The following is a 26,412-nucleotide window of genomic DNA, read 5'->3' on the forward strand; positions in this document are numbered from 1 at the left end:
AGACCGCGACATGTATTTCACTGCATCGCGTTGCCTCGAACATCGCGTGCGCGGTGCCTTCGCCAGACGGTTTGCTGGCAGTTTTATTGAAAGCGATGCGGACACGCGATCATGACGTACCTCTGCTAGCCGAACGCCGAGATCAAGTGCACTGCGCTCAGCCAAGTCGTCGCTCAGGCGGCGTGTTCCCGCTCATCAGAATGATGTCGACTTGAGCGCCATCCCCAAAAAAAAACAGCGACGCGTGCCATCACGCGTCGCTGCCGGGACTGCCGTTATCGCGTGGCGCAATTAAAAGTCGTAGCTCAACGTCACCCGACCCGAGCGCGGCGCCTGATAGGCGACGACCTGGTCCCATAGCGGGTTGGTGGTGTTGTCGGGCAATTGCGAGAACGGGTAGATGTTGGTCGCGGTCTGCTCGTTGGTGATGTTGAATACGTCCAAGCGCAACGCCAGCTTGCCATCTGCAAATGCCGGCTTGTAGGTCACGCCCATGTCCAGCTGCGCGATCCAGCCCAAACGCCCCTGCGAGCCGGGAGGCGATGCCACGCCGGTGCCGGTCTCCGGGTTGTAGCAGTAGTGGTACGGGCCGCCGGTAATTGCACTGCCGCCGTAGCCGGCCGGATCGCGGCCGCTATATTCGGTCCCGTAGTAGTTGCCCAGGCAGTTGTGCGGAGCACCGGAAATCAGGCTGAAATTGGCCGATGCGCCCCATTGCGGGGTGAATTGGTAGAAGCCGAACAACTTGAGCTGATGGCGATGATCGTTGGATTGATCGCCATTGAAGTGTTCCATCAACGCAGGGTGGTCCCAGCTTTGCGTGGTCGAGACCGAGGCCTGGCCCTGATAGCTGCCCAGCGCGCCGCCGGTGCGCCACAGATCCGAACGCACCTGGCCCTCGGTGGTGCCGTAGCTATGCGACCAGACGTAATTGACTTTGGCATACCACTTGCCGTCGAACGGACGCTCCAGATTGAATTCCAACGCCGAATAATTGCGCTTGAACTTCGGGAAACCTGCCGCCTCACGGCTCACCGATATTTCGTGGAACTGGCCATCGGTGCCGATCACCCCCCAGGTATTGGTCTGGCCCGGATTGATCAACGATGCGCCCGCCACCTTGGAGAAATCGATGGTCACGCCTTGCGCCGCTGCCGCATCGATCAACGCGGTGTTGGAGACGTCATAGTTCTGGTCGTCGATGCCGGCATTGAGACGGCGATGCGTGCCGCGCACGCCCAACACCCAGCCGCTATCGAGTTGCTTGGTAAACCCGAGGATGAGTTCGTCCTGGTTTTCGCCTTCGATGTCCTTGGCCACCGCGGTGCGTACATCGGCGATGCGACCGAAGCGCGAATTGGCCGACACCGCCGAACCCAGCTGCTGCGCCAGGATCGGCGTGCCGTCGGCATTGATGCCGCTGTAGGTGAAGTAGGTATCGGTGGTCGTGGCCGGGGTGAACAGACTCACCGCCGACAGCGGCAGACCGAGGTAGTAACGGCCAAGGTTACCGAACACCTTCAAGCTGGAATCGCCATTGACGTCCCAGCTGAAGCCCAGGCGCGGCGCCCACGCGTTGTCGATTTCGATGTAGGGATCACCGAACGGGGTGTAGTTGGTGAACTCGTCCTTGCGCAGGCCCAGGCTCAGCAGCAGATTGTCGGTGACCTGCCACTTGTCTTCGATGTAGTAGGCGCGTTGCTTGGCCTCGTACGAATACAGGCTGGTGTTGATGTTGCGCACCACGTAGTAGCCACTGGATCCATTGACCGGATCCACCAAACCCGGGCTCGGCGCACCGATGCCGCCGGCTTCGTTGGCCGACTGGCTGACCAGACCGCCGGTGGCCAGCCCGTACGGGTCATTGGTCTGTCCGTAGGTCCAGGCATACCCGGGGCCAGAGAGGATCGAGCCGACATCGATGCCTTCTGACTTCTGGTTATCGATGCCGAAGTTGAGCGTGTGGTGGCCGATGCGCCATTCCAGATTCAGGCGCTGGTTGTCTTTTTTGTACTCGCGGTCCGGCGAGCTGACCGAGGTGACCAGCTGGTTGCCGATGCGCGGTGTGCCGCCGGTGTAGGCAGGGTTCTGCAATGCGGCGCTGTTGATCACCGGACCGCCAGCCGCGTCGTAGTTGAACGGCGTCAGTTCGTCCGGCGTTCTCATCTTGCCGTACAGGGCGGTCACGGTGAGGTTGTCGCTCAGATAGCCGGTGTACTTGCCGGTGAACAGCGTCGGCCCGGTTTTCCAGGTGGATTCGTCGGTGAAGTAGGCGCCACGCTGTCGCGTAACATAGTCGTAACGATAGATCGAGCCATTGGTTTCGGCGACGTCGCTGGCACCGGTCACCTCGATCAGGTGGTTGTCGGTGATGTTCCAGTCCACCTTGGCGTACCAGCGCTTCTGCGTGTAGTCGTAGTCGGTGAGGCCGCCGGTGCGGCCGTTGTCGGTGTCGCGATTGGTGCCCACGCGCACGCCGTCGGAGTTCACCTGCTCGGCGGCCAGGAAGAAGAACAGCTTGTCCTGGATGATGGGTCCGCCGACATAGGCGCTGTAGGTGGTCTGGCTGGCCTCGGCCTCGCTGGCGGGCTGGTACAGGCCATTGGCCGCACGCGCATAGCGGTAGGCGGCGTTGTTGATGGTGCTGCCCTGGCTGTCCGGGCGCCAATAGATGTCGCGCTGATTGGCCTTGAGGCCGTTCGGCTCCCAGATCACTGCAGCGCCGAACTTCCACTCATTGGTGCCACGCTTGCCGATCTGGTTGATCACGCCGCCGTTGGCGCGGCCGTACTGCGCGCCGTAGCCTCCGGTAAAGATTTCCTGCTGGTCGATGGCGCCGTACGGCAGGGTCAGGCCGCCCAGGTTGTTGCTGATGGTGGTGGTGTTGAAGCCGTTGAGGTAGTACGCATTTTCGCTGGCGGCCGAGCCGCCGAAGCTGGGGAGCGAGCCGCCGAGCGGGCCGTTGTCGAAGCCGCCGCTGTTGACCACCACCCCCGGTGCCAGCAGCGCGATCGCTTCGGCGGTGCGGCCCAGCGGCAGTTGCTGCAACTGTTCGGCGGTGACCACGGTGCGCGTATCCACGCTGCTGACGTCGATGGTGGTGAGGCTGGCGGCGCTGACGGTGACGCTGTCCAGCGTCTGCACGCCGCTCACCGCGGCTGCGCTGGCAGCGAAGGACACGTCTGTGTTGGCCCCGACGGTGATGGCGACGTTCTCGCGCGTCTCCACCACTGCGCCATCGCGCTTGACCGTCACCTTGTAGGTGCCCAGCGGCAGATTGCCGGCGGTGTAGCGGCCGCGTGCGTCCACCGGCACCTCGCGGCTGAAGCCGCTATTGTTTTCCACCAGCACGCTCGTGCCACTGCCCTGCCCCACGCTGCCGACGATGCTGCCGGTGGTGGACTGCGCGTGGACGCTGCCCATGGCCACGACCAATGCCAATGCCAAGGCACGCTTCTGGATACTACGGTTCATGCTCTCTCCCCAGGTCTTGAACTGTCGGCAAGGCGACAAACGAACGGTGCCAATGGCTACCGAAATCACACTTTCTGAACATCTGCAGCGCGATGCCAATGACTGCGCGCCATCAGCTCATTCCAAACTGTCGATCACGTCGCGTTCGATGATAGGCAGCCAAGTTCCCCCATCCGCCCACTTCGACGGGTAGGCGGGTGTCCGACGGGTAGGCGCGCAAGGCCGCAGGCCTGACAATGGCGCACGCGATGCCCGCTGCCGGGCGTCGATGCCCCCAATCGGTATTCCTCAAGGATTTGCGCATGAACCATTCCCGCTCCCACGCCCTGTTCGCCCAGGCGCAGACCTTGCTACCCGGCGGCGTCAACTCGCCGGTGCGGGCGTTCAAATCGGTCGGCGGCGAGCCGTTCTTCGTGGCGCGCGCCGATGGCCCGTATCTGTTCGATGTCGACGACAACCGCTACATCGACTACGTGGGCTCGTGGGGGCCGATGATTGCCGGACACAACCACCCGGCCGTGCGCGAAGCGGTCGAGCGGGCGATCGGCAACGGGCTGTCGTTCGGTGCGCCGTGCGCAGCCGAAGTGACGATGGCGCAGACCATTACCCGGCTGGTGCCCTCCTGCGAGATGGTGCGCATGGTCAACTCCGGCACCGAAGCCACGCTGTCGGCGGTACGCCTGGCGCGTGGCGCCACCGGGCGCAATCGCATCATCAAGTTCGAAGGCTGCTATCACGGCCACGGCGATTCGTTTCTGGTCAAGGCCGGCAGCGGCATGCTGACCCTGGGTGTACCGACCTCGCCCGGCGTACCCGCAGGGCTGAGCGAGCTGACCGCCACGCTGAGCTTCAACGACTTCGAGGGCGCCACCGCGCTGTTCGACGAGATCGGTGCGGAGGTGGCGGCGGTGATCATCGAGCCGGTGGTCGGCAACGCCAACTGCATTCCGCCGCAGGCCGGCTATCTGCAGCATCTGCGCACGCTGTGCACGCGGCACGGCGCGTTGCTGATCTTCGACGAAGTGATGACCGGCTTCCGCGTCGCGCTCGGTGGTGCGCAGGCACATTACGGCGTGACCCCGGACCTGACCACCTTCGGCAAGATCATCGGCGGCGGCATGCCGGTGGGCGCTTACGGCGGCCGCCGCGACTTGATGGAGCAGGTTGCTCCGGCCGGGCCGATCTACCAGGCCGGCACCTTGTCGGGCAACCCGGTGGCGATGGCCGCCGGCCTGGCGATGCTGGAGCTGGTGCAGGAGCCGGGCTTCCACACGCGCCTGAGCGAGGCCACCAGCCTGCTGTGCGAAGGCCTGGAAGATGCCGCACGCGCGGCCGGCATTGCCGTCACCACCAATCAGGTCGGCGGCATGTTCGGGCTGTTCTTCACCGACGACATCGTGGAAAGCTACGCACAGGCCACCGCGTGCGACATCACCAGCTTCAACCGCTTCTTCCACACGATGCTGCAGCGGGGCGTGTACCTGGCGCCCTCGGCGTACGAAGCCGGCTTCATGTCCAGTGCGCACGACCAGGCGGTGATCGAAGCCACGCTGGCGGCAGCGCGCGAGGCGTTTGCGGAAGTGGCGCGCTGATTGGCCGGGAATTGGGAATTGGGAATCGGTGAGCGCGGAGGCGTCGCTGGTTTGCTGCTTTGCGATGCGGCGTGATCGTGCCGCACTGGCAGTGGCGCAGGACACTGGCGAGGTAGGCATCACCGGGGTTCCTGGTGAGCCTGCGCGTACGTGCAACCGGTTTCGTTCGTAGCAACGGCGACTGCACGGCGGTGCGCGTTGCCAGACTGTGCGCCATGCTCGCAGCGAACTGTGGATGGCGCTGTCTTTGCACAGGAGCGGCTGCCACAACGCAGCGGGTAGCCGTCAGCCGGGCCTGGGCGGGGCGCAGGACCGCGGTGCGTGGTCCACGCCGCATCGCGCATCGGCCGCGGTTGTGTGGCAGCGAGCGCAGTCGCTTTGGCAATTGCTTTTGGTCGCTGCTCTCTCACCACCGCGGCCACGAGCAGGCGACCTCTAGCGCTCCTTGACCGAGTGCACGGGCCGGCGCTTCGGCCGCAATGCCTCCTCGACTCGGCGCAACACGCTTTGCTTTTGTCGTGTGGCTGTCATACCTTTCTGAAAAAGGTGCTCAGGGACGGGCATGGGTGGGGACCCTCGAAGCAGCCGCTGCACCTGCGTCGCCGAATCCGGTGATGACGCTGCATTGCCGCTGTTTCACCCCGATCTGCAGCGTGTCGAGTCGGCGCGCTGTCGACGCTCGATACGGCCGCCCTCGCCTCATGCTCAAGCCTGTTGCGCTGCTCACCCCGCGCCCGACACCGTCGCGCGACCCCGTGAATCCCGATTGGCTGCTTGCCGGCAAGCTGGAGCCTGCGTTGCCGCCCCCCCGGCGCGGTGGTGCGTGGCGCACTGCTGGCTGCGCTGGATCAGGCGCAGGCACGTCCGCTGACGCTATTGCTCGCCCCGCCCGGATTCGGCAAGACCACGCTGCTGGCGCAGTGGCATGCGCACCTGAGTACGCGCGAGCAGAGCGCGGTGGCATGGCTGTCGCTGGACGAAGAAGATGCCGACGCCGGGCGTTTTCTCGGCCATCTTGCGTATGCGCTGCAGAACGCAGGCGCGGACCACGCGCTGTGCGCGGCCGTGCTGCACAACCGCGATCACGACCCGCGCGACGCGGCGGCATTGCTGATTCGAGCGCTGCGCGCAGCGCCCCGCCGCATCAGCGTGATTCTCGACGACTACGACCGACTCGGCAGCAGCCCTGTCGATGAACTGGTGCTACGCCTGATCGAACACAGTGGCGGGCGTTTGCATCTGGCACTCGCGACCCGCCGCGTACCCAATCTACCCCTGGCGCGGCTGGATCTGCACGCGCAGCTCAGCCGCATCGGCAGCACGCAGCTGGCGCTCGACGACACCGAAGCGCAGGCGTTGCTGGGCCCGCACGTGACCGCACCGGTGGCGGACGAACTGCGGCGCTACACAGAAGGCTGGCCGGTGGCGCTGCAACTGGCACGGCTGTGGTTGGAAGGCGATACCCAGCGTCGGCAGGAAGTCACCGTACGTTTCTCCGGGCGCAGCGCGCAGATTGCCGCGTACCTGGCCGAACAAGTGGTCAACGATCTGGACCCAGACACCCGCGAACTCCTGTTGCGCACCAGCCCGCTGGAACGCTTCAACGCCGCGCTCGCCGACGCGGTGCGCCAACGCCAGGACAGCGGCCGCTTGCTGGCGCGGCTGGAGCATTTCCATGGTCTGCTGGTGCCGCTGGATGGCGAGCGCGAATGGTTCCGCTACCACCCGCTGTTTGCCGACTTTTTGCAGCAACTGCTCGACCGCGAACATCCAGGCCTGAGCGTGCAGCTGCATCAACGCGCAGCGCGCTGGTTCGGCGATCATCAGCAGCTTGCCGAAGCGGTGCGGCATGCTTGGCGCGGCGGCTGCGGCGATCTTGCCGCCAGCTACATCGCACGCGCCGGCACCTGGCAGCTGCTGTTGACTCACGGCACGCATGAAGTACGCGCACTGCTGCGCCATTTCGACCACCGCACCATCCGCGACACACCCGCGCTCAATCTCACCCAGGCGCACCTGCACATCAAGCTGGGCGAATTCGCCCACGCACGCCTGTTGCTGGAGCGCTTCCGCGATTTTCCGGCTGCGTTACGCGAGCCGCTGCAGCGCGACTACACCGTGGTCGTGGCGCTGCTGCGCGACCGTCTGGATGAAATCTGCGGCAATCCGCATGGCCTGACCCAGATTGCCGCCCAGGCTGGCGCACTGGACGAAGACGACCATCTGGGCCGCGGCATGTTGCTCTGCATCTGCGCCACCACCGCGATTGCGCAGGGCGCGTTCGCGGTTGCCGAGCGCTACGCGCGCAACGCGCGCGACACCATGCAACGTGGCGGCAGCGAGGTCGGTGCCAGCCGGGCCATGTTGTCGCTGGGGCAGAGCCTGTTCTATCGCGGCCGGCTCAGCGATGCGGAAGCCTGCTATCAGCAGGCACTGAGCTGGTGCGCACGTACCCCGCAGCCGGATCGGGTGCTGGAAGCCGCCGCTCAGTGCCTGCTTGCGCAGTTGCACTACGAACGCGGCCATCACGACGACGCAGCCGACCTGCTGCATCCGGCGCTGGAATTGCTGGAGCAGCACGATGGCGGCGTGGACGTGCTGGCCGCCGGATACGGCACTGCGCTGGGGCTGGAACGCGTGCGCGACCATAGCGGACGCAGCGCGTTGCTGTTGCTGGAGCATATCGAACAGATCGCACACGGACGCAAATTGGCGCGCTTGTCGGAACTGGCTGCAGCATGGCGGCTGATGCTGTTACTGGAACATCCAGGCAACGCCGCCATCGATGTGCTGATCGCACGTACCGGCGGCGAATCCGGCCTGGCGCATACCTTGCGCTCGCCACACCGCTGGCACGATCGCGCGGCGATGGGCTTCGCACTGGCCCGCTGGCATCGCCTGGCCGGGCGCAGCAGCGCCGCGCTGAGCATCCTCGGACAGATCGAGCAAGCCTGCCTGGCCAACGACAATGTCTGCCATCTGGCGCGCGCCCGTGTACGCATCGCGCTGGTACTGCAGCAACGTGGCGAACTGGTTGCCGCCCTGCCGTATCTGTACAGCGCATTGGACCATGTCGCGCTCACGCAAAGCTGGCAGGCGATCGTGGAACTGGGCTTGCCGGCCAAGGCGATGCTGCGCTCGCTACGCCAGCACGACCCGCAGACCGTGGGCGGCACCACGCGTGCCTTGACCATCCAGGCCTTGCTCGAACGCCTTAGCGGCGACGACGACCCGGCCGGTGACATCTTCAGCGAGCGCGAACTGGAAGTGCTGGCGCAACTGGCGCGTGGCTATTCCAACAAGCAGATCGCACGCTGCCTGCACCTGTCGGAAAACACGGTCAAATTCCATCTGAAAAACCTGTACCGCAAGCTCGACGCGCGCAGCCGCGAAAGCGCGCTTGCGCAAGCATTGCAGCGCGGGTTGTTGCGTGGAAGCGGCCCGCATGCAGATCAGCCGCTGCGACCTGGCTGAGCCAGGTCGCATGCATCTTGCGTTCAACGCAGGTTTGCACGTGTGGCGGCCAGGCCTGACAGCGTTGGCCGCCCGCACGCATCACCCGAACGTCAGCGTGCCCTTCATCATCGCCCAATGGCCGGGGAACGAGCAGAAGAACGTGTAGTCGGCGCCCTTGCTCAGTTTGCTGGTGGGAAAACTCACCGTGGTGCTGTCGCCGCCGCCAATGACCTTGGTGTGCGCAATCACGCGTGCGTCGGCCTTGGGCAGATAGCTGTCGGCGATGGTCGAACGTACGCCGGCATTGGCCACCGCCTGGAAATCGGCAGACTTGGTCAACACCCAGTTGTGCCCCATCACGGTGGCAGCCATCTTGCCGGAATGCTTGAGCGTAAGCTCCACCTGCGTGCACTCGGGCGCTAGCTTGATCGCGCTCTGGTCGAACTTCATCTGATCGTTGCCGGTGATGGTCACCGCGCACGTCCGTGCCCATGCCGTCGGCGCCATCAGCGCCAGCGCACACACAGCAATCGTGGAAAACAGCTTCAAGAGAACACTCCTGCGTTGGGAAGGTGCAGCACATCGCACGCGGCGCACCATTGCAACAGCGACGTGGTCAGAGGTGCTGATAGTGCCAGAGTAACGCGGAGTCGCAATCAACAAGGCATCACGCGCGAGCCCACTGCATACGCTCGCGCATCGACCAACGGTGCCAGGCGCCCTGCTGATTGCAAGCAGACCTTCGGCCGCATGCGTGCTTCACGCGTAACGGAAAAACGCATCCATCGGATCTGCTGCTGCGGACGCGATGGCCGGCACCGGCAACGGGCCGCGCTTACCGGCGATCACTTGTACGAACGCCTGCTTGAAACGCGCCATCTCCGCATCGGTGCCCACAGTGATCCGCGACCAGGTTGGCCACACCGGCCAGCTGCGGCCGATGAACACGCCATGGGTGGCCATGTCGTCCTTGAAACCGGCGGCAGGCCGCTTTACATCCACCATGAAGCAGTTGCTCTCCGAGGCAGTGCATGCATAGCCCTGCCTGGCGAGAAACTCCATCACATCCGTGCGCGTCGCGGCCGTACGTGCGCGCCGTTGCGGCACCAGTGCAGGATCACGCAGGCTGGCCAGCCCGGCAGCGGCGGCGGTGACCGGCAAGCTGTTGACGCTGTAGAACTTCAGCTTGGCCAGCAGGTCCGGACGCGCGGCCGCATAGCCCAGGCGGATGCCGGCCATGCCATAGAGTTTGGAGAAGGTGCGCAACACCACCACGTCTTCGCCTGCAGCCACCATGTCGACCATGCTGCGCGTGTTTTGCGCGAAGTGGATATACGCCTCATCCACCACCAACACGCTGCCTTTGGGCTTGTGCGCCAAAGCGTAGTCCAGATCCTTGCGTGCGGTGACCGAACCGGTGGGATTGTTGGGGTTGCAGATGTAGATCACGCCCGCGTTGGCGTCCGCCGCGCACATGGCCTGTACATCGTGCGAAAAGTCCTTGCGCAGCGGCACCTTGATCAGGCGCGCACCATTGCGGGTTGCCGCACGCCAACCGGATTCGTAGGTGGGGTCGGCCGTGACCAACGCGGCGCTGGGCGAAGTAAATGCCAGCATCGTGTAGTCGAGCGGTTCGGTGGACCCGGCATACGCCATCAGGTGATCGACCGGCAGCGCGAGCTCGGCAGCCAGGGTAGTCATCAATTCCATCTGTACCTGCCGCAAATACCGCCCGCCTTGCGGGGCGATCTGCGCGATGGCCTTTACTGCGGCAGCCGACGGTCCATCCGGAAATTCATTGGAGTCGATCATCACCGGTGCCAGCGCCGTTGCCGGTGCGGGCGCGATGGCAGTGGCGCGTTCGACGGCGCTGGCCAGCAGCGGCAAGCTGCCGGCACCGGCGGCGCCGGCAAACAACGCAGACTCGCGTAGAAACGTGCGGCGCGAAAGAACAGTGTTCATGACAACCTCCAGCAGGATGACGACGCGGATTCAGGGACGCACGGCAACCACTTCGATCTCGACCCGGTACAGCGGGTTACCCAGCGCTGCGATCTGGAATGCCGAGCGCGCCGGCAGGTTGGGTTGCTCCTTGGTGCCGAAAAACTGGCGATAGCCTTCCATGAAGCCGTTGAAATCCATCTTGCCGCCCATCGCCGGATCGCCGACCAGAAACACCTGCATCTTCACCACATCGCCCATGCCCAGCCCCAACGTGGCCAGCTGCTGCTTGATCTGGTTCAACACGCTCACCGTCTGCGCCTTGGTGTCGCCATAGGCGGCCGCCGAATCCTTCGGCGCACTGGTATCGATCACCGCCGGCACCTTGCCGCTGACATACACCGTGGCCTTGCCTGCGGGAATTTCCACCGCTGCAGCGATGGGAAAATCGCTGTTGGGAATCTTGTGGCGGATCACCTCGGCCGCGTGTGCGGCACCGAGACTGGCAGACCACAGCACTGCGGCGGTGAGAACGGTGGTGATGGAACGGAGCATGGCAATTCCTTGTAGGAGAGAAGATCAGCGGCGGAGTAATCTGACGTCGTCGATGGTCACGCGCTCGGCATAGTCGTTACCGAAGTGCGTGCGCACATAGCTCACCACTTCGGCCACCTGGCGGTCGTCGAGCATGTCGGCGAAACCCGGCATCCCCGCGTGGCCGTCGAGCACCATCATGGTCACGTACGGGCCGGCGGCCAGCTTGGGGTTGCCGGCAAGCGCAGGATAGTCGCCGGCACCTTGCGCGCCACGCCCGGCCGGCATATGGCAGCCCTGGCAGATCGCCCGGTAAACGTCCTGGCCGGAGGCCTTGGCGAAGCCTTGCTGCGGAAACAGCTGGGTGGCATCGGAACTCTGCGCCTGCGCATCGCGCACGTTGGGCGGCAGCAACAAGGCGAGAATGGCGAGCGCAACAGTGGCGCCGCACGCTCTTGGCAGCAGACTCATGCGCGCGCTCCCTGGGCAATGACCTTGCGATGCAGGCGGCCAACGACATCGTGCGCCGACAGAATGGCACCCTCCTGCCAGGCCGGAATGTACGACACGTGCTCGCCGGCCAGTGCCAGCCGTCCGTCGATCTGGCACAGCGGTTGGTAATGCTCGGCGCGCGCCTGCTCGCTCCACATGCCGAAGCAGCCATGCGTGAACGGCACGCGGTGCCAGCCGACCGCAATGCCGTTTTCGAATTCGCGCGGATACTGCGGATGCAGCTGGGTGCCGTATTCCACCGCTTTATGCACGCGCTGCTCCGGTGACATCGCGGTGAACTGGTAGGCATCCAGCCCCCACACATAGGCGCCGAGCAGCACGCCTTTGCCAGAGCTGTGATAGTTCGTACTGGGGTAGCTGATCAAGGTGATCGGCAGATCGGTGTAACTGATGCCGCCGTAGATCGCTTCGTCTTCTTCCCAGAAACGGCGCTTGAATTGCAGCCCCACTTTCACCGAGGCCGCATACGGCACCTTGCCGATCGCCGTGGTCATCGCATCGCTGGCGGTGACCGGTATGCGGCTGAGCACCGACAACGGAATGGTGCAGATGCACCAATCCGCAGTGGCGAGGCGTTCTTCGCCGCCACGCGCCGCATCCTGCCAGGACACGCGCACACCGCTGCCGTCCTGATCGATCTTGGTGACCTTGGCGTTATAGGTGATGGCATTGCCCAGTTGACGCGCGAACGCCCTGCCGATCTGGTCCATGCCTCCCACCGGCTGGAACATGGTGGTCTGCATTTCGTAGTTGTTGCCGGCTGCCAGTGTGGTCCACAGGCGCGAGCGCAGCACGTCCTGCACGCTGAAAGGATCGGAGAATTCCGGCCTGCCCGACAAGCCACCGCCGGGATAGCGCGCAAACCCGCGCCGCTCGCTGCTGTCCTTGCCTTTGACATATCCGAACTTCTGGTCGAGCGCGCCCCAGGTACGCAGTGATTCCAGCAGCAGCTCCTGATCCTCGCGGCTGACGGCCGTGTCCAGGGCGCGTTGCTGCGTGCACTTGGCCAGCAACTCGGACACATGGCCCTTGTAGTCTGCGTCGATGGCACGAAAGCGCTGCGGTTTGCCGCCGAAGCCTTTCTGGCTGTGCAGCAGCGCGTTGTAATTGACCTGATTGAACGCTTCCAGCGCCACGCCGAACTGCTTGCAGTAACTCAGCACCGCCTTGTGGTGATGCGGAATGCGCCACGGCCCGGGATTGAGATACAAACCCTCGTCGAACTGGCAATGCTGCCTGGCCCCGCCCAACTCGGCATAGCGGTCGCCGCCGCGCAGGGTCCAGTTACGCCCGCCGGGGCGGTCGTTGTATTCGAGCAGTTGCACGCGGTAACCGGCCTTGCGCAACTCGAACGCCGCGCTCATGCCGGCCAGCCCGGCACCGAGGATCAAGACCGATGCCCCCTTGGGGTCGCCATCCAGTTGTAGTGGGCTTTTGAAACTGGATTCGGCCGCCATGCCCAGGCTGCTCATCGCCTGATACATCATCGCGCCGCCGGCGGTCATACCGATGCGCGCCAGCAATTGCCGCCGCGTCATCGCTCCCGTGTGATTGCCTTGCATCAACGCACGTCCCCTGCATGTCGTGGACTAACGCACGCGACCGGCAACCCTGCCGGCCGCGGCTGCACTTCAGAATGTGTAGGCCAGGCTGGCGAACAGCTGCCGTGGTGCGATCAACTGATACGAGCCCGAGCTTTCGTTGGGAAATACCGCCCCGATCGCATCGTCCTTGTCGAACAGGTTGTAGACCGACAACTGCAGCCGGCCACCGGCAAGGAACCCGCCGTCTTCGCCCTGATACCCGACGCTGCCGTTGACGATGAAGGTGGCATCTACCCGATCGGTATTGAGCGTATCGCCGTAGCGCTTGCCGGTGTATTTGGCATCGAGGTTGGCAAACAAATGCGTGCCTTCCCAACCGCCGTTGACGCTGAACATCACCTTCGGCGCATCCGGCACCTCGTTGCCTTCCACCTGCACCAGGTTGCCGCTGACCGGGCCGAAATAGTTGTCCTGGAACTCGGAGTTGTTCCAGGTCAGCGATGCGCCCAGCCGCCAGCCTGGCGCCGGCTTCCACATGCCGGACATTTCGGCCCCGTACGTCTGCACGTCGCCGACGTTGGCGTAGACGGTGGGCGCCACCACCAGCGGGTCCGGGTCGGTCAGCGCGATGATGCGGTTCTCGTAATCGATCCTGTAGGCGGCGATGTAGCCGCTCCACTGCGTGGATTCGGCGCGGATGCCGATATCGATGTTGGTGGACTCTTCCGGTGCGATATCCGGGTTGAACGCACCGGAGGTCAGCGCCAGCCGCGGCGCCGAGCTGAAGTTTTCCGCATAGTTGGCGAACACCTGCACGCCCTCGGCAAGCTGGAAGCTGGCGCCGACCTGGGGCTGGAACCAGTCGCTGTTCTTGATGGTGACATCGCGGCGCACGCCGACATTAAAATCATCCAGATTGGCGATGCCGTTGTAGTCGCGTTTGACATCCAGCCCCTTGGCACCGAACTCCATCGTCAAGCGGTCGTCGAGCAGGCGCAGCGTGTCCTTGATGTAGAGCTGCTTCACCTCGGTGGAGAACTGGTTGTCGTAGTAGATGACGATCGGCAGCGCGCCCTTGAGCAGCGCGCCGGTGGCTGGGTCCAGGTTGTACAGCGGGCGCACCTGGTCGAAATCGTAGTGCTCGTACCACGCACCGACTTCGAGTTTGTTGTGCTCGGTCTCCCATGACACCGCTGTGGTGAGGCCATAGCGATCGCCCCCCATGATTTCTTCGCGCCGCGTCATCGCACCGACGTGGGTGACAGTGCCGTTGGCATCGACGATCTGCGGGTCGTTGATGGCGATGTCGGTGCGCCCCGGCGTGCCGGCGATGGCATCGTTGTACAGGCCTGTCGCCGTGCTCGGCGGAGTGCCGCCGACGCCATACCCATGCTTGTTCTCGTAATAGCCGGTAAAGGTGAAGCCGATTGCATCGTTGAACAGGAAATTGCCGTGCAGGCTGAGCAGCGAGTCGCGTCGCCCGTTCTGCCATTCGCTGTAATGCTCGGCATCCACTTCCGGGTTGCCGGTGATGCGCTCATGCAGGTCCCACGCCACCGAACCGTCGGAGTTGTACGACTGCACGTCGTAGTCCTTGCGGTTGTTGTAGATCCATCCCAGCGTCAGGCTGCCAGCGTCCCAGGCCTGGCGAATCTTGGCTTCGAAGTGATCGCTCTTCTGCGTGGCCGGCTCCATGTCCCACACCCCGCCTTGCGTGCGCGAGGCGGACAGATACGCGCTGGGGCCGCCTTTCCACCAGTCCGGCGTATCCAGGCGCACGAAGCTGCGCACCAGATCGTCCGAACCAATCGTCTGGGTGAGATTGCCGCTCCAGCTGTCGCCGCCCTTTGGTGGCAGGCTGGTGTAGCGGATCGCACCGCCCAGTGCATGGTAGGAAGGCTGGGTGACATCGCCCGAACCGGCGGACACCGTCACATCGAGCAGGTTTTCGCTGGAGACGTAGCGCGTAATCGGCCCGCCTTCGCGGGTGTCGAAGGTTTCGATCGGAATGCCGTCCAAGGTCACGCCGATCTGGTTGGCGGAAAACCCGCGGATGGTCATCGAATCACCGAATTCATACAGCCCGAACGGGTCGGTGGTCTGCACGTTCACGCCGGGCAGGCTGGCCAACAGCTGCTGCGGCGCCACCCCTGGCACCTGCGCCTGGATCTCGTCCGCCGAGATGGACGCGGTGGTGCGCGTGGAGCCGGTGCCCACCACGCTGACCGCATCCAGCGTGCGTGCGTCTTGCGCCAGCGCAGGCAAGCTCTGCGCGCCGGCCAGCAGCAAGGTCATTGATGCCAGCGCGCGGCGCGGGCGGGTGGTGGCGAGGATGTCGGCGACCGAGGCCGCCAATCGATCGGTGTTCGAGCACTTTGGCATGCAATCAACCCCTGGAGACGTGTGGCGTGCTGAGTGACCGGGCGCTCCCCCGAGACCGGCTGATACCGCGGATGCGGCGTGCAGTGACCATAACCAGCGCGATTGCTGCCTAACCTGGGTGCGGCGGGTGGGCTCGGCGCAGGCGGGTAGGTCGCTACCGAATTCAAAACTCTGAATAGGTAGCGCAGCCACCTACCTGCGCGAATGCCCTGCATTGCAGCTCTTGCGCGCTTGCCATGCCGCGCCGAATCGACAACGCTGCGCAGCCGCCGTACGAGCACGCATATGTCGCCCGCACCACCATCGCTGCTGTTGCTGGATTTCGACGGCGTGCTCGCGCACTACGCGCGGCCACGGCGCCTGGCCGCGCTTGCAGCAGCGGCGCGTTGCTCACCGCAGCGCGTGCAGGAGGTGCTGTTCGTGCAGGGTCTGGAGCGCGCTTACGATGCGGGTGAGATCGACACGCAGGCGTATCTGGCGCAGTTGAGCGAAGGGCTGGGGCAGCCAATCGATCGCACTACCTGGATCGATGCGCGCGTGGCCGCCTGCCGCGCCGACCCGTCGGTGGTGACACAGGTGCTGGCGGTGTCGACGACCACGGCGGTGGCGGTGCTCACCAATAATGGCCCGTTGATGGCAGAAGCGATCGAGCGGATCGTGCCCTCGCTATTTCCGTTGTTGCGGGGCCGCGTGCTGTGCAGCGGTGCACTGGGCGGCCGCAAACCGGATGTGCCGGTCTATCAGCGCGCGCTTGCGCAACTTGAGCAACGCGCCGAACGCACGTTGTTTGTCGACGACCTGTTCGTCAACGTGCGTGGCGCACGCGCGGCCGGCCTGCACGCCGACACCGTGCGCGATGCGCGTGCACTGCGGCGAGTGCTGAAGCAATACGGACTTGCATGAAACCAAGCCCCTCTCCCGTCGGGAGAGGAGTTGGGGGTGAGGGTACGGCGGAAGACAGCCATCCCATCCGGGCAATGAAAGGACCGGGCACTGCGTCAGCGCGCTACATGCCACACACCACGCATCTCCAAGGCCCTTGCAGCCGGCTGCGGTGCCGGCCAGGGGGCGCGCAAGCACCGCCCGACATCACGCCTGGGCGACATACTCGGCAATGGCCAGACGCAAGCGCGCCAGGCCATCGGCCAGTTCGGCATCGGTGAGATTGAGTGCCGGCACGAAGCGCAATACATCCGGGCCGGCCTGCAGCAGCAGCAAGCCATGCGTGGCCGCCAGGTCGAGAATCGCCCCGGCCTGCCCCGCGTGCGCAGGAGCCAGTACCGCGCCCAGCATCAGGCCACGCCCACGAATCTGCGCAAACAGGCCAAAGTCGGCATTGAGCGCTTCCAGCCCGGCGCGCAATGCCGCAGATTGCCGCACCACGTTATCGGCAATCTGCGGCGAGGCCAGCTTGCGCAGCGCCACGCGCGCCACTGCCGCGGCCAGCGGGTTGCCGCCGAAGGTGGTGCCGTGCGCGCCGAACTGCATGGTTTCGGCGACCTTGGGCCCGGCCAGCATCGCGCCGATCGGGAAACCGCCACCCAAGGCCTTGGCCAGGGTCACGATGTCCGGCGTCACCTGCTCCTGCCAATGCGCGAACAGCGTGCCGGTGCGGCCCATGCCGCATTGAATTTCGTCCAGCACCAGCAGCGCATCATGCTGGTCGCACAGCGCGCGCACGCGGCTCAGAAAGCCCGGCGCGGCCGGCATCACGCCGCCCTCGCCCTGGATCGGCTCGACCATCACCGCCGCCACATCGCCGCCGGCCATCGCCGCTTCCAGCGCCGCGACATCGTTGAAATCCACATAGCGAAATCCACCCGGCAGCGGCTCGTAGCCTTCCTGGTACTTGGGCTGCGCAGTGGCGGTGACCGATGCCAGCGTACGGCCATGAAAACTGCCGCGGAAGGTGACGATGACACGCTTGTCGGCCGGACGGCCCTGGCTGCTGGCCCACTTGCGCACCAGCTTGATCGCCGCCTCGTTGGCCTCGGTGCCGGAATTGCACAGGAACACCTTGTGCGCGAAACGCGAGACGCTCACCAGTTCTTCGGCCAGTTTCAGCGGCGGCGCGCTGAAAAACACGTTACTGGTGTGCCACAGCTTGCCGGCCTGCTCGGTGAGCGCAGCCACCAGATCGGGGTCGTTATGGCCGAGTCCGCTCACCGCGATGCCCGACGACAGATCCAGATATTCGCGCCCGGCATCGTCCCACACGCGACTGCCCTGGCCGCGCTCCAGCACCACCTGGCGCGGGCGATACACCGGCAGGTAGTAGTGCGCGAGGGACAGGGGCGAATCGGCAGCGGTGCTCATGAGGATGGGTCGCAGAAGCGGAGGGAGAAGCGGCATTCTCGCGCATTCGCCGGCCTGCGGCACAATGCGCACATGCGCCCCTTCTCCGATCCGCAACTCACTGCCGCCACCGACGATGGCTGGCGCCGGCAGTGGTTCGACATCATCTACCGCCACGACACCCGCCCCTCGCGCAATTTCGACCTGATGCTGGTGGTCGCGATCCTGGCGAGCGTGGTGGTGATCATGATCGACAGCGTGCCGCGCATCCATTCGCATGCCGCGGACTGGCTGGTGCCGCTGGAATGGGCGTTCACGGTGATCTTCACCATCGAATACGCGCTGCGCCTGGCCGTGGTGCGGCGACCGCTGCATTACGCGCTCAGCGTGTGGGGCGTGATCGACCTGCTGTCGATCCTGCCCAGTTATCTCTCGTTCTTCGTGCCCGGCGCACAGACGCTGTTGGTGGTGCGCGTGCTGCGCATCCTGCGGCTGTTCCGCATTCTCAAGCTCACCCGCTACATCGAAGAAAGCGGACAGTTGCTGGATGCGCTGTGGCGTAGCCGTCGCAAGGTGTTGGTGTTCCTGTTCACCGTGCTCACCATCACCGTGATCGCCGGCGCCACGATGTACATCATCGAAGGCCCGCAGCACGGCTTTACCAGCATCCCCACCAGCATGTACTGGGCCATCGTCACCATGGCCACGGTGGGCTTCGGCGATCTGGTGCCGCAGACCACGCTGGGTCGCTTCGTCACCTCGGCCCTGATCCTGATCGGCTACAGCATCATCGCCGTGCCCACCGGCATCTACACCGCCGAACTGGCCAGCTCATTGCGCGACGGTGGCCACACCGGCAAACGCGATGCGCGCAACTGCGCCCGCTGCGGGCTGGAAGGCCACGCGGCCGACGCACGTTATTGCCGGCAATGCGCCGAGCCACTGCCGGAGCTGGGCAACGGCTGAGGCGCTGGAGCAGCCAACGCCACGGCGCCGCCGTCAGGCGGACGCGGCCGTTGCTCGGCAGGGCGTGTGCCACGCGTACACTGCGGTAGCGCCGTGCCGTCCACGCTCACGACAAGTGCGTACCCTGTGGTTAGCCGCTCTCAGTCCAGAAACAGATCTGGCAACAGCGCGCGCGATGGATCCATTGCATAGCCGCTCAAATCGGTGATGCCAGCCTGGGCGAGCACGTCGTCATCGATCAGGAACCGGCCGTAAAACCCGGCTGCGGCGTGCGTCAGCACCGCATGCGCGGCGTCAGCCATGATCTCCGGCCGACGGCAGGCCGCAGCGTCCACGCAGGCAAGCATGTTGATGGCATCAGTGGCGATCACGGTACGCGGCCACAACGCATTGATCGCCACGCCTTGCGGGCCGAATTCCGCGGCCAGCCCCAGGGTGACCAGACTCATGCCCATCTTGGCCAGCGTGTAGCCGGTGTGCGCGCCCCACCACGCCGGGTTCAACGACGGCGGCGGGGCCAAGGTGAGGATGTGCGGATTGGCCGCCTGCAGCAGATGCGGCAGGCACGCCTGCGCGCACAGGAAACTGCCGCGCGCGTTGACCTGCTGCATCAGATCGAAGCGCTTCATCGGCGTGTCCAACGTACCGCGCAACCAGATCGCACTGGCGTTGTTGACCAGGATGTTGATCCCGCCGAACGCATCGACCGTTGCCGCCACTGCCGCACGCACCTGATCTTCGTCGCGGATGTCGCACTTGAGCGCCAGTGCCTGCCCACCGGCCGCCGTCACCGCCGTGGCCGCGCTATGGATGGTGCCAGGCAATTTGGGATTGGCCACCGCCGACTTGGCCGCAATCGCCACATTCGCCCCATCGCGCGCCGCCCGCAACGCAATCGCCAAGCCAATCCCACGCGAGGCACCGGTGATGAACAGGGTTTTGCCCGATAACGTCATGGGATTAGGGAGTCGGGATTGGAGATTCGTAAGAGCTTATTCCTTCATTGCTACCACCAACCAACCCACCGCTCAAGCAATACGCTCTTGCGAATCCCCAATCCCGAACAACCAATCCCCGCCGCTCAGGGCTTGGGCCCCTGCCCTTCGTTGTCTTCCCAGTGCAGTACGCGGCGGGTCACGAAGCGGTAGACCGGTTTGCCGGTGGCAAACCACAGCTCGCGAACCCAGGAGGTGCGCTTGAGCACGCGGCGTTCCACCGGGGTCAGTGCGGCCGGGCAGTACATGCGCTTGTGTTTAAGCAGGTGGCGCAGATCCTCGCGGGCAAGCAGACGCATCCAGCGCGCGCGCGGGTTGCCGCGCACCGCCAGCTGGAAGTCGATCACCGCCGGGCTGCCGTCCTCCTGCACCAGCCAGTTGGCTTCCTTGGCCAGATCGTTGTGGGCCACGCCGCGGCGATGCAGCTGTTGCAACAGCCTGCGCGCGCTGCGGAAGTAGGCCAGATCGCCGCGCGGCGGTCGCTGGTACATCGCAGCGCCGTCCAGATAGCTGCGGTCCAGGTGCCGCCCGTCCCAATGCAGCAGCCGCGGTGTGCGCGGCACGCCATCCAGCTGGCGCAAGGCCAGCGCTTCACGGCGTGCCAGCCACCAGGCCACGCCGCGCAACAGCCACGGCGCCACGCTCAGGTCGCGACGCACGAACATGCGTTGGCCATCGCGGATCAGCAGAATGCGTCCGAACGTATCGGACTTCAGCGGCAGATTGGCTGCAGGGTCGTGAGTCATCCCCCATTGTAGGCGGCAGGTCTGTCTCGCTGCGCACCTCTGCGGCGCGCGCGCGTGCGGCAGCTGCATGGCCGCAACCTCAGGTGAAGCCGATCCCCCGATGTGAGGACGATGCAGGTCAGGCGCCGCCGCGCCCACCTATAATTCAGGTATGAACTCATGGATCGACGCCACGCTGGAGTGGATCGGACACCACCCCACCTTGGCTGGCGTGGTGATCTTTGGCATCGCATTTTGTGATGCGGTGATCGTGCTGGGCGCCATCGTGCCTGCGTTGCCGTTGCTGTTCGCCATTGGCGTGCTCATCGGGCTCGGGCAGATCAACGGCCCCTACGCGGTGGTGTGCGCCACCCTGGGCGCCTTCGTTGGCGATGCGCTGAGCTTCTGGGTCGGCCATCGCTGGGGCCATCAGCTGCACACCTACTGGCCATTCCGGCGTTACCCGCAACTGCTGGAACGCGGCGAGCTGCTGTTCCGCCGCAATGCCTTCAAAAGCATCCTGATCGCGCGCTACGTGGGTGCAGTGCGCCCGTTCGTGCCGGCGATTGCCGGTATGTCGCGCATGCCCTTCAAACGGTATCTGGTCGCCAGCGGCCTGGCCTGCGTGTCGTGGGCGTTGTTGTTCCTGGTGCCCGGCTGGGTGCTGGGCACGGCCTACGACGCAGTGGCCGCAGTGGCCGGGCGCCTATTTGTGGTGGTTGCCTTGCTGGCGGCCGTGATCGGGCTTGCCTGGGCGGTGGTGCTGTATTCGTATCGCTGGTCGGCCGGTCACCTGGATGCCTTGCTGGCGCGCCTGCTGGAGTGGTCGCACCGGCATCCGGTCCTGGGGAATTGGTCGGTCGGCGTCTTCGACCCACGCCGTCGCGAATCGGTGCCGCTGGCCATGATGGCCTTGATGCTCTTGCTGCTCGGCTGGGGCTGGTTTGTGCTGCTGATGGTGGTGCTGGCGCATGGCGAGCCGCTGCGCGTGGACCTGGCCGTGCACGACCTGATGCTGGCGCTGCGTAATCCGTTGGCCGACTACCCGATGGTGGCGCTGGCCTCGTTGGGCGACTGGCAGGTGCTGTTGCCGGCCATTGCCGCCGCGATGGGCTATCTGGCCTGGCGCCGTCGCTGGATGGCCGTGGCCCATTGGGTCATCGCGCTGGCGTTCGGCCTGGCGCTCACGCAGCTGCTTGGCGCCACCGTGCAGGTGGTGCGCCCGCCTGCGGCCAGCAGCGGTTTCGGCTTTCCGTCGGTTGCGGTCACCATGGCCACGATCGCCTTCGGCTTTTTCGCGCTGTTGATCGCGCGCGAGTTGCCTGGCCGCCGCCGCGTGTGGCCGTATCTGGTCAGCGGCGCCATCGTCTCGCTGATCGGTTTTGCGCGTTTGTACCTCGGTGCGCACTGGCTCAGTGACGTCGTCGGCGGCATGTTGTTCGGCATCTTCTGGCTGCTGGTGCTGGGCATTGCCTACCGTCGCCGTGCCACGCGCGCGTTCTGGGTCAAGCCGGTGTCGTGGATCTTCTACGGGGTGTTCGTAAGCTGCGCAATTTATTTTGCGCCGCGCAACCTCGACCTCAAGCTGGCCAAGTTCGAACCGCCGCCGCCGGCAGTGATGGAGTTACCCGCAAACGCGTGGTGGGAAGACCAATGGCGCCTGCTGCCGGCACGCCGCAACGAATTCGACGACGATCAGCGTTGGCCGCTGGACGTCCAGTTGGCCGGCCCGCTCGCCCCGTTGCAGCGCCAGCTTCAGGCGCGCGGCTGGCGGGTCCAGCCGCAGGCGGGCTGGGAACAAGCGCTGCACCTGCTCGACGTCAGCGGCCGCCCGGACGAAGTGCCGATTCTGCCGGCCACGCTGGATACCCAGGTCGAGGCCCTGTTGATGGTGCGCCACGCCGCGCCCGGCCACGTGCATGTGCTGCGTCTGTGGCCGGCGGCAGCGCGCCTGCAGCCGGATGCACAACCGCTGTGGGTGGGCAGCACCCAGACCTTGCGCTACAGCCGCCATTTCAGCCTGATCGGGCTGTGGTACCCGCTGCGCGGCGTCGATCCTGCACTGAGCGCGTTGCGCGAGGCACTCGGCCCGCTGCCCCATCGCATGGAACAGCGTCGTCGCTCGCAGGTGCCGGTGATCCTGATCGACAGCACCTCGGGCAGTGCAGTGCGTGGCGAGAACAAAGACAACGCCGCGCCGGGGACGGATACCGCTGCGTCCGATCCTGCTGCATCGGGTCCGCCACAACAACGCCGTTGATCGATCGGGCAACAGGCGATTGGCCGGCGATCGCGTGGTTGGGTCGAGATGGGGTGTCAGCGACAGCTGTTGAGCCCTGTCTCGATGGTGACGTGCTGGCGCCGTCTGGAGGCTGCTGAATTTTCAGGGTGAACGCTTAGTTCGTCGAGCGCGGCGCCCTCGCCGCTTGCGGGACACGCCGTGAACCCATCCGTGGGGCTCGATGGCGGCATGGATGCCGCGTAAGAGCTTACAAGGACGTGCTTGGCAGCGTGTCCCGCGATGGTGGGCGGGCAAGGGCCCTGCGGAAAACTCGCCGTTGGCTGCTCCACAACTGCTTGCACCGTTCAATCGCCTCTCAAGGCGAACGACAAGATGCGAATCAGCGCAGTTCGGCGATGCAAAGGCCGCATTGGCCTGGCGCGCGACACCTCACCACAACACGCCATCCACTGGCTGCATCGGCTCCGGCGCTTGCTCACCAATTGCCTGAAGCGCATCGATCTCCACCGTGCGGCACATGGTATCCAGCGGCAGGTCGTGGATAGTGTTGGCGAATGGGTCGACCAACTCGTCGCCGATCTTCAGCACCGCCAGAAACATCAGGCCGGCCACTGTCGATCCCACCGGCGTGGCGTACTGCAGCGTTTCCACCAAGCCGATTGGCAGCAGCACGCAGAACAGCCGCGTAAACAGGTTCGGATAGAAGCGATATTGATACGGCAGCGGCGTATTTTTCAGGCGCTCCATGCCGCCTTGCGCGTTGGCGATGTCCACCAGAATGCGTTCGACGCTGGCCTGCTGGATGCTGTCGATCCAGCCCTCGCGACGCGCCTGCTCGACGCTGCGCCCGGTGGTATCGAGCAACCCGTTTGCCACGTTGGTGCGCACCACCACCGCCGCCGCTTCGTCGGCATCCACATGCGGGGACAATGCCATCGCCACCGGCAACCGGCGCAGTTGGCAGCGCAGCGCGTTGACGTAGGCAATCTGGCGCAGCGCAATGGTGCGCCCAAGATCGCCGGCTTCCGGTGCGGAAAGGATACTGACGCTCAAGCGCACCAGATTACGCGAGGCATTGATCATCTGGCCCCACAGCACCCGCCCCTCCCACCAGCGTTGATAGGTGGAATTGGCGCGAAAGCCCAGGAACAACGCCAGCGCAGAACCAAAGATGGTCAGCGGCAACGCCGGCGCACGGAACGGCAGCACGTAGTAAATGATGGTGATCAACACATCCCATACGAACAATACCGCCAGGGTCCGCCAGACCTGGCTGATCACATCTGCCACACGCGGCTTTACATCGACAATCAAAGGCACACTCCATCAAAAGAAACGAGTGACGCCATTGCGCGCATCCAGTGCATGGATGCGGTCGGTAGCGCACTCAAGCGTGCGCAGTGTGCCGTTGCCACGGTGCAAGCATGGTGATGGGGCCGATCGAAACCATTGCCCCACGCGACCAGCGTGATGGAAGGCGTCGCGAGCGGCCATCCGTTGGGTGTGCACGGCGTGCGGGACACAGTGCACACGTGGCGCATGAAAGTTCGGAGCGCAGCCCGTACCCATATGGCGGGCGCAGCCGTGTTAGCAGCCGCTCTTAGGGCATCCAGGCCAGCAATTGGTCCAGCCGCCGATGCGGATCGTCCTGCTGCAACAGCGAGAGCCGCTGCTGCTCGGTCAATGGCAGCAGCTCGGCCAACCGCCAACCAACCCAGGCGGCCTGATCCATCAACCCCGGTCCCACCGATGCAAATTCGCCACCCACCTGCTCCAGCATGCGCTCCAGCACCGTGGACAGCAGGCCGTGCTCGGGCCGCAATTCGTCGTCCGGATCCGGTTCGCGCCAGGCGACATCTCCCACCACCAGACCGTTGTCGCGAATGCGCGAACGCTGTACGTGGAAACGCCGCGTGCCACGCAAGCGCAGCACCAGCACGCCGTCGGCGCCCACATCGAAATCCTCGATGCGTACTTCGGTACCGAACGCGGCCGGCGTAGCCGGCACGCCGACTTCGTTGCCTTCCAGGATCAGGCACACGCCGAAGCTGGTGCCGTTACGGCCGCATTCGCGTACCAGATCCAGATAGCGGCGTTCAAACACGCGCAAGCCCATCGCCGCGCCAGGCAACAGCACGCTGTGCAAGGGGAACAGCGGCAACGCGCTGGTGTCTGCAGTGGCGGGGATCGGCACCATCAGGACAACTGCGCCAGGAAACGACGCGGCGCACCGTCGAAGCCACCGTTGGACATGAACACCACATGGTCCCCGGGCTGGGCAATTTCGCCCAGCGCGCGCAGCAAGGCATCCACGTCCTGCACCACGCGCGCCTCGCCGCGCACCTTCGCAATGATCGGTGCCGCGTCCCAGGCCAGTTCCGGCCGATGCAGAAACACCACTGCATCGGCATCGTGCAACGACGGCGCCAGCGCCTGGGCATGCGCGCCCAGCCGCATCGAATTGCTGCGCGGCTCCATTGCCACCACAACACGCGCCGCACCGACCTTTGCACGCAGACCCTGCAACGTCGTCGCGATGGCGGTGGGATGGTGCGCAAAGTCGTCGTACACGGTGATCGCGCGCGCGCTACCGATGACTTCCAGCCGCCGCTTGACGCTCTGGAACTGTGCCAATGCCGGCATCACCGTCGCCGGATCCACGCCTACCGCCTGTACTGCTGCCAGCGCCGCCAACCCGTTCAGGACGTTATGCCGCCCAACCAGGGGCCACTGCACCTGGCCAATTTCCACGCCACGGTGCAGCACCGCAAACGCGCTGCCATCGGCCGCGATCAACCGCGCGCTCCAGTCCAGCGACGCATCGAACCCGAATCGCTCCACCGGCGTCCAGCATCCCATCGCCAGCACCTCGGTCAGGTGCGCGTCTTCGCCGTTGACGATCAGGCGACCGCGCGCGGGCACCGTGCGCACCAGGTGGTGGAACTGGCGCTGGATGGCCGCCACGTCCGGGAAGATGTCGGCGTGGTCGTATTCCAGGTTATTGAGGATCGCCACCAACGGCCGGTAGTGCACGAACTTGCTGCGCTTGTCGAAAAACGCGGTGTCGTATTCATCGGCTTCCACCACGAATTCGCGCCCCTGGCCCAGTCGTGCCGACACGCCGAAATCTTCGGCCACACCACCGATCAGAAACCCGGGCGCCCGCCCGGCCGCCTCCAGCAGGTAGCTCAGGATGGTGGTGGTGGTGGTCTTGCCGTGGGTGCCGGCCACGGCCAGCGTGTCGCGGCCGGGCAATACGTGCTCGGCCAGCCATTGCGCGCCGGAGGTATACCGGCGGCCGGCATCCAGCACCGCCTCCACCGCCGGATTGCCGCGCGAAAGCGCATTACCGACAACCACGTCGGTCGCATCCGGCGAAATATTGGACGGCGCATAGCCCTGCGCCAACGCAATGCCCAGCGTTTCCAGCTGTGTGGACATCGGCGGATAAATGGCCTGGTCGCTGCCTTCCACCTGCCAGCCCAGCTCACGCGCCAGGGCGGCCACACCGCCCATGAAAGTTCCGGCGATGCCGAGAATGTGGAGTTTGCTCATGCCGCCCATTGTCGCCGATCGCCGCAGTTGCCGGACATTCCATTCCAACGCAGGCCCAAGTGTCGGGGATTTCCTACCGTACTGTCGGGAATTTCCCGATGTGCGAACCCGGTCACATCCCTCACTATGCTGAACGCCAGTCGCAGCATCCCTTTGGTCCTACTCCCCAAGAGGCCAAATCCCCAGGGAGCTCATGCT

Annotated in this window: 17 protein-coding genes and 1 pseudogene; 5 read left to right on the top strand and 13 right to left on the bottom strand. The window is 65.0% G+C overall.

Annotation, left to right across the window (positions count from 1 at the left end; translation table 11 throughout):
- Positions 1–291: 291 nt before the first annotated feature.
- Positions 292–3,474: an outer membrane beta-barrel protein gene (locus tag ACCQ15_RS16750; RefSeq protein ID WP_372380812.1), complete on the bottom strand. Its 3,183-nt coding sequence runs from the start codon at positions 3,472–3,474 to the stop codon at positions 292–294.
- 302 nt (positions 3,475–3,776) lie between these two features.
- Between ACCQ15_RS16750 and hemL the strand changes: the two genes are divergently transcribed.
- Positions 3,777–5,066 carry a glutamate-1-semialdehyde 2,1-aminomutase gene (gene hemL, locus ACCQ15_RS16755; protein ID WP_372380813.1) on the top strand — a complete coding sequence of 430 codons (1,290 nt, stop codon included), beginning with the start codon at positions 3,777–3,779 and terminating at the stop codon, positions 5,064–5,066.
- Between the two features lie 701 nt (positions 5,067–5,767).
- Positions 5,768–8,540 (top strand): annotated as a pseudogene (locus ACCQ15_RS16760) (winged helix-turn-helix domain-containing protein).
- Positions 8,541–8,621: 81 nt separating this feature from the next.
- Here the strand turns inward: ACCQ15_RS16760 and azu are convergent.
- The 6 genes from azu to ACCQ15_RS16790 all read right to left on the bottom strand — a co-directional run bounded on the left by azu (position 8,622) and on the right by ACCQ15_RS16790 (position 15,436).
- Entirely contained in the window at positions 8,622–9,071 is a 450-nt protein-coding gene (gene azu, locus ACCQ15_RS16765; RefSeq protein ID WP_005911961.1) for an azurin, read from the bottom strand.
- Positions 9,072–9,281: 210 nt separating this feature from the next.
- Positions 9,282–10,484, bottom strand: coding sequence for a pyridoxal phosphate-dependent aminotransferase (locus ACCQ15_RS16770; protein WP_122272378.1), 1,203 nt, complete (start codon positions 10,482–10,484; stop codon positions 9,282–9,284).
- Between the two features lie 30 nt (positions 10,485–10,514).
- Entirely contained in the window at positions 10,515–11,018 is a 504-nt protein-coding gene (locus tag ACCQ15_RS16775) for a RidA family protein (RefSeq protein ID WP_122272377.1), read from the bottom strand.
- A gap of 24 nt (positions 11,019–11,042) precedes the next feature.
- The gene (locus tag ACCQ15_RS16780; protein ID WP_071117379.1) at positions 11,043–11,468 is read right to left on the bottom strand and encodes a c-type cytochrome; all 426 of its coding nucleotides are present in this window, start codon (positions 11,466–11,468) and stop codon (positions 11,043–11,045) included.
- Positions 11,465–13,072: a flavin monoamine oxidase family protein gene (locus ACCQ15_RS16785; protein ID WP_372380814.1), complete on the bottom strand. Its 1,608-nt coding sequence runs from the start codon at positions 13,070–13,072 to the stop codon at positions 11,465–11,467. Before ACCQ15_RS16785 ends, ACCQ15_RS16780 begins: the two co-directional genes overlap by 4 nt.
- 69 nt (positions 13,073–13,141) lie before the next feature.
- Complete coding sequence (locus ACCQ15_RS16790) at positions 13,142–15,436, bottom strand: TonB-dependent receptor (RefSeq protein ID WP_029820204.1); 2,295 nt, start codon at positions 15,434–15,436, stop codon at positions 13,142–13,144.
- Positions 15,437–15,721: 285 nt separating this feature from the next.
- On the opposite strand from ACCQ15_RS16790, the gene ACCQ15_RS16795 reads away from it, so the two are divergent.
- Positions 15,722–16,339 (top strand): HAD-IA family hydrolase, encoded by a 618-nt coding sequence (locus ACCQ15_RS16795; protein WP_372356827.1) that lies wholly within the window; start codon positions 15,722–15,724, stop codon positions 16,337–16,339.
- 186 nt (positions 16,340–16,525) lie between these two features.
- Here the strand turns inward: ACCQ15_RS16795 and ACCQ15_RS16800 are convergent, their stop codons facing one another.
- On the bottom strand, positions 16,526–17,752 hold the full coding sequence (locus ACCQ15_RS16800; protein ID WP_372356826.1) for an acetylornithine transaminase: 1,227 nt from the start codon (positions 17,750–17,752) through the stop codon (positions 16,526–16,528).
- Positions 17,753–17,824: 72 nt separating this feature from the next.
- On the opposite strand from ACCQ15_RS16800, the gene ACCQ15_RS16805 reads away from it, so the two are divergent.
- On the top strand, positions 17,825–18,697 hold the full coding sequence (locus tag ACCQ15_RS16805) for an ion transporter (protein WP_029820205.1): 873 nt from the start codon (positions 17,825–17,827) through the stop codon (positions 18,695–18,697).
- Between the two features lie 140 nt (positions 18,698–18,837).
- On the opposite strand, the gene ACCQ15_RS16810 is transcribed toward ACCQ15_RS16805, so the two are convergent.
- Positions 18,838–19,653 carry an SDR family oxidoreductase gene (locus tag ACCQ15_RS16810; RefSeq protein ID WP_372380815.1) on the bottom strand — a complete coding sequence of 272 codons (816 nt, stop codon included), beginning with the start codon at positions 19,651–19,653 and terminating at the stop codon, positions 18,838–18,840.
- A gap of 125 nt (positions 19,654–19,778) precedes the next feature.
- Entirely contained in the window at positions 19,779–20,438 is a 660-nt protein-coding gene (locus ACCQ15_RS16815; RefSeq protein WP_008577881.1) for a serine/threonine-protein kinase, read from the bottom strand.
- Positions 20,439–20,589: 151 nt separating this feature from the next.
- Here ACCQ15_RS16815 and ACCQ15_RS16820 point away from each other — a divergent pair, with 151 nt between their 5' ends.
- Positions 20,590–22,677: a bifunctional DedA family/phosphatase PAP2 family protein gene (locus ACCQ15_RS16820; RefSeq protein ID WP_029820208.1), complete on the top strand. Its 2,088-nt coding sequence runs from the start codon at positions 20,590–20,592 to the stop codon at positions 22,675–22,677.
- Positions 22,678–23,088: 411 nt separating this feature from the next.
- On the opposite strand, the gene ACCQ15_RS16825 is transcribed toward ACCQ15_RS16820, so the two are convergent.
- The 3 genes from ACCQ15_RS16825 to mpl form a co-directional block, all read right to left on the bottom strand.
- On the bottom strand, positions 23,089–23,973 hold the full coding sequence (locus tag ACCQ15_RS16825; RefSeq protein ID WP_136733896.1) for a bestrophin family protein: 885 nt from the start codon (positions 23,971–23,973) through the stop codon (positions 23,089–23,091).
- Positions 23,974–24,259: 286 nt separating this feature from the next.
- Positions 24,260–24,856, bottom strand: coding sequence for an LON peptidase substrate-binding domain-containing protein (locus ACCQ15_RS16830; RefSeq protein WP_008577875.1), 597 nt, complete (start codon positions 24,854–24,856; stop codon positions 24,260–24,262).
- Positions 24,856–26,223: a UDP-N-acetylmuramate:L-alanyl-gamma-D-glutamyl-meso-diaminopimelate ligase gene (gene mpl / locus ACCQ15_RS16835; RefSeq protein WP_372380816.1), complete on the bottom strand. Its 1,368-nt coding sequence runs from the start codon at positions 26,221–26,223 to the stop codon at positions 24,856–24,858. Before mpl ends, ACCQ15_RS16830 begins: the two co-directional genes overlap by 1 nt.
- Between the last annotated feature and the right edge of the window lie 189 nt (positions 26,224–26,412).

The organism is Xanthomonas sp. NCPPB 1754, from assembly GCF_041475725.2.
Taxonomy (GTDB): Bacteria; Pseudomonadota; Gammaproteobacteria; order Xanthomonadales; family Xanthomonadaceae; genus Xanthomonas; species Xanthomonas euvesicatoria.

Coding starts and splice junctions, on each gene's coding strand:
- ACCQ15_RS16750 (WP_372380812.1), bottom strand. CDS start 3,474: ATGAACCGTAGTATCCAGAAGCGTGCCTTGGCATTGGCATTGGTCGTG.
- hemL (WP_372380813.1), top strand. CDS start 3,777: ATGAACCATTCCCGCTCCCACGCCCTGTTCGCCCAGGCGCAGACCTTG.
- ACCQ15_RS16770 (WP_122272378.1), bottom strand. CDS start 10,484: ATGAACACTGTTCTTTCGCGCCGCACGTTTCTACGCGAGTCTGCGTTG.
- ACCQ15_RS16775 (WP_122272377.1), bottom strand. CDS start 11,018: ATGCTCCGTTCCATCACCACCGTTCTCACCGCCGCAGTGCTGTGGTCT.
- ACCQ15_RS16780 (WP_071117379.1), bottom strand. CDS start 11,468: ATGAGTCTGCTGCCAAGAGCGTGCGGCGCCACTGTTGCGCTCGCCATT.
- ACCQ15_RS16785 (WP_372380814.1), bottom strand. CDS start 13,072: ATGCAAGGCAATCACACGGGAGCGATGACGCGGCGGCAATTGCTGGCG.
- ACCQ15_RS16790 (WP_029820204.1), bottom strand. CDS start 15,436: ATGCCAAAGTGCTCGAACACCGATCGATTGGCGGCCTCGGTCGCCGAC.
- ACCQ15_RS16795 (WP_372356827.1), top strand. CDS start 15,722: ATGTCGCCCGCACCACCATCGCTGCTGTTGCTGGATTTCGACGGCGTG.
- ACCQ15_RS16800 (WP_372356826.1), bottom strand. CDS start 17,752: ATGAGCACCGCTGCCGATTCGCCCCTGTCCCTCGCGCACTACTACCTG.
- ACCQ15_RS16805 (WP_029820205.1), top strand. CDS start 17,825: ATGCGCCCCTTCTCCGATCCGCAACTCACTGCCGCCACCGACGATGGC.
- ACCQ15_RS16810 (WP_372380815.1), bottom strand. CDS start 19,653: ATGACGTTATCGGGCAAAACCCTGTTCATCACCGGTGCCTCGCGTGGG.
- ACCQ15_RS16815 (WP_008577881.1), bottom strand. CDS start 20,438: ATGACTCACGACCCTGCAGCCAATCTGCCGCTGAAGTCCGATACGTTC.
- ACCQ15_RS16820 (WP_029820208.1), top strand. CDS start 20,590: ATGAACTCATGGATCGACGCCACGCTGGAGTGGATCGGACACCACCCC.
- ACCQ15_RS16830 (WP_008577875.1), bottom strand. CDS start 24,856: ATGGTGCCGATCCCCGCCACTGCAGACACCAGCGCGTTGCCGCTGTTC.
- mpl (WP_372380816.1), bottom strand. CDS start 26,223: ATGGGCGGCATGAGCAAACTCCACATTCTCGGCATCGCCGGAACTTTC.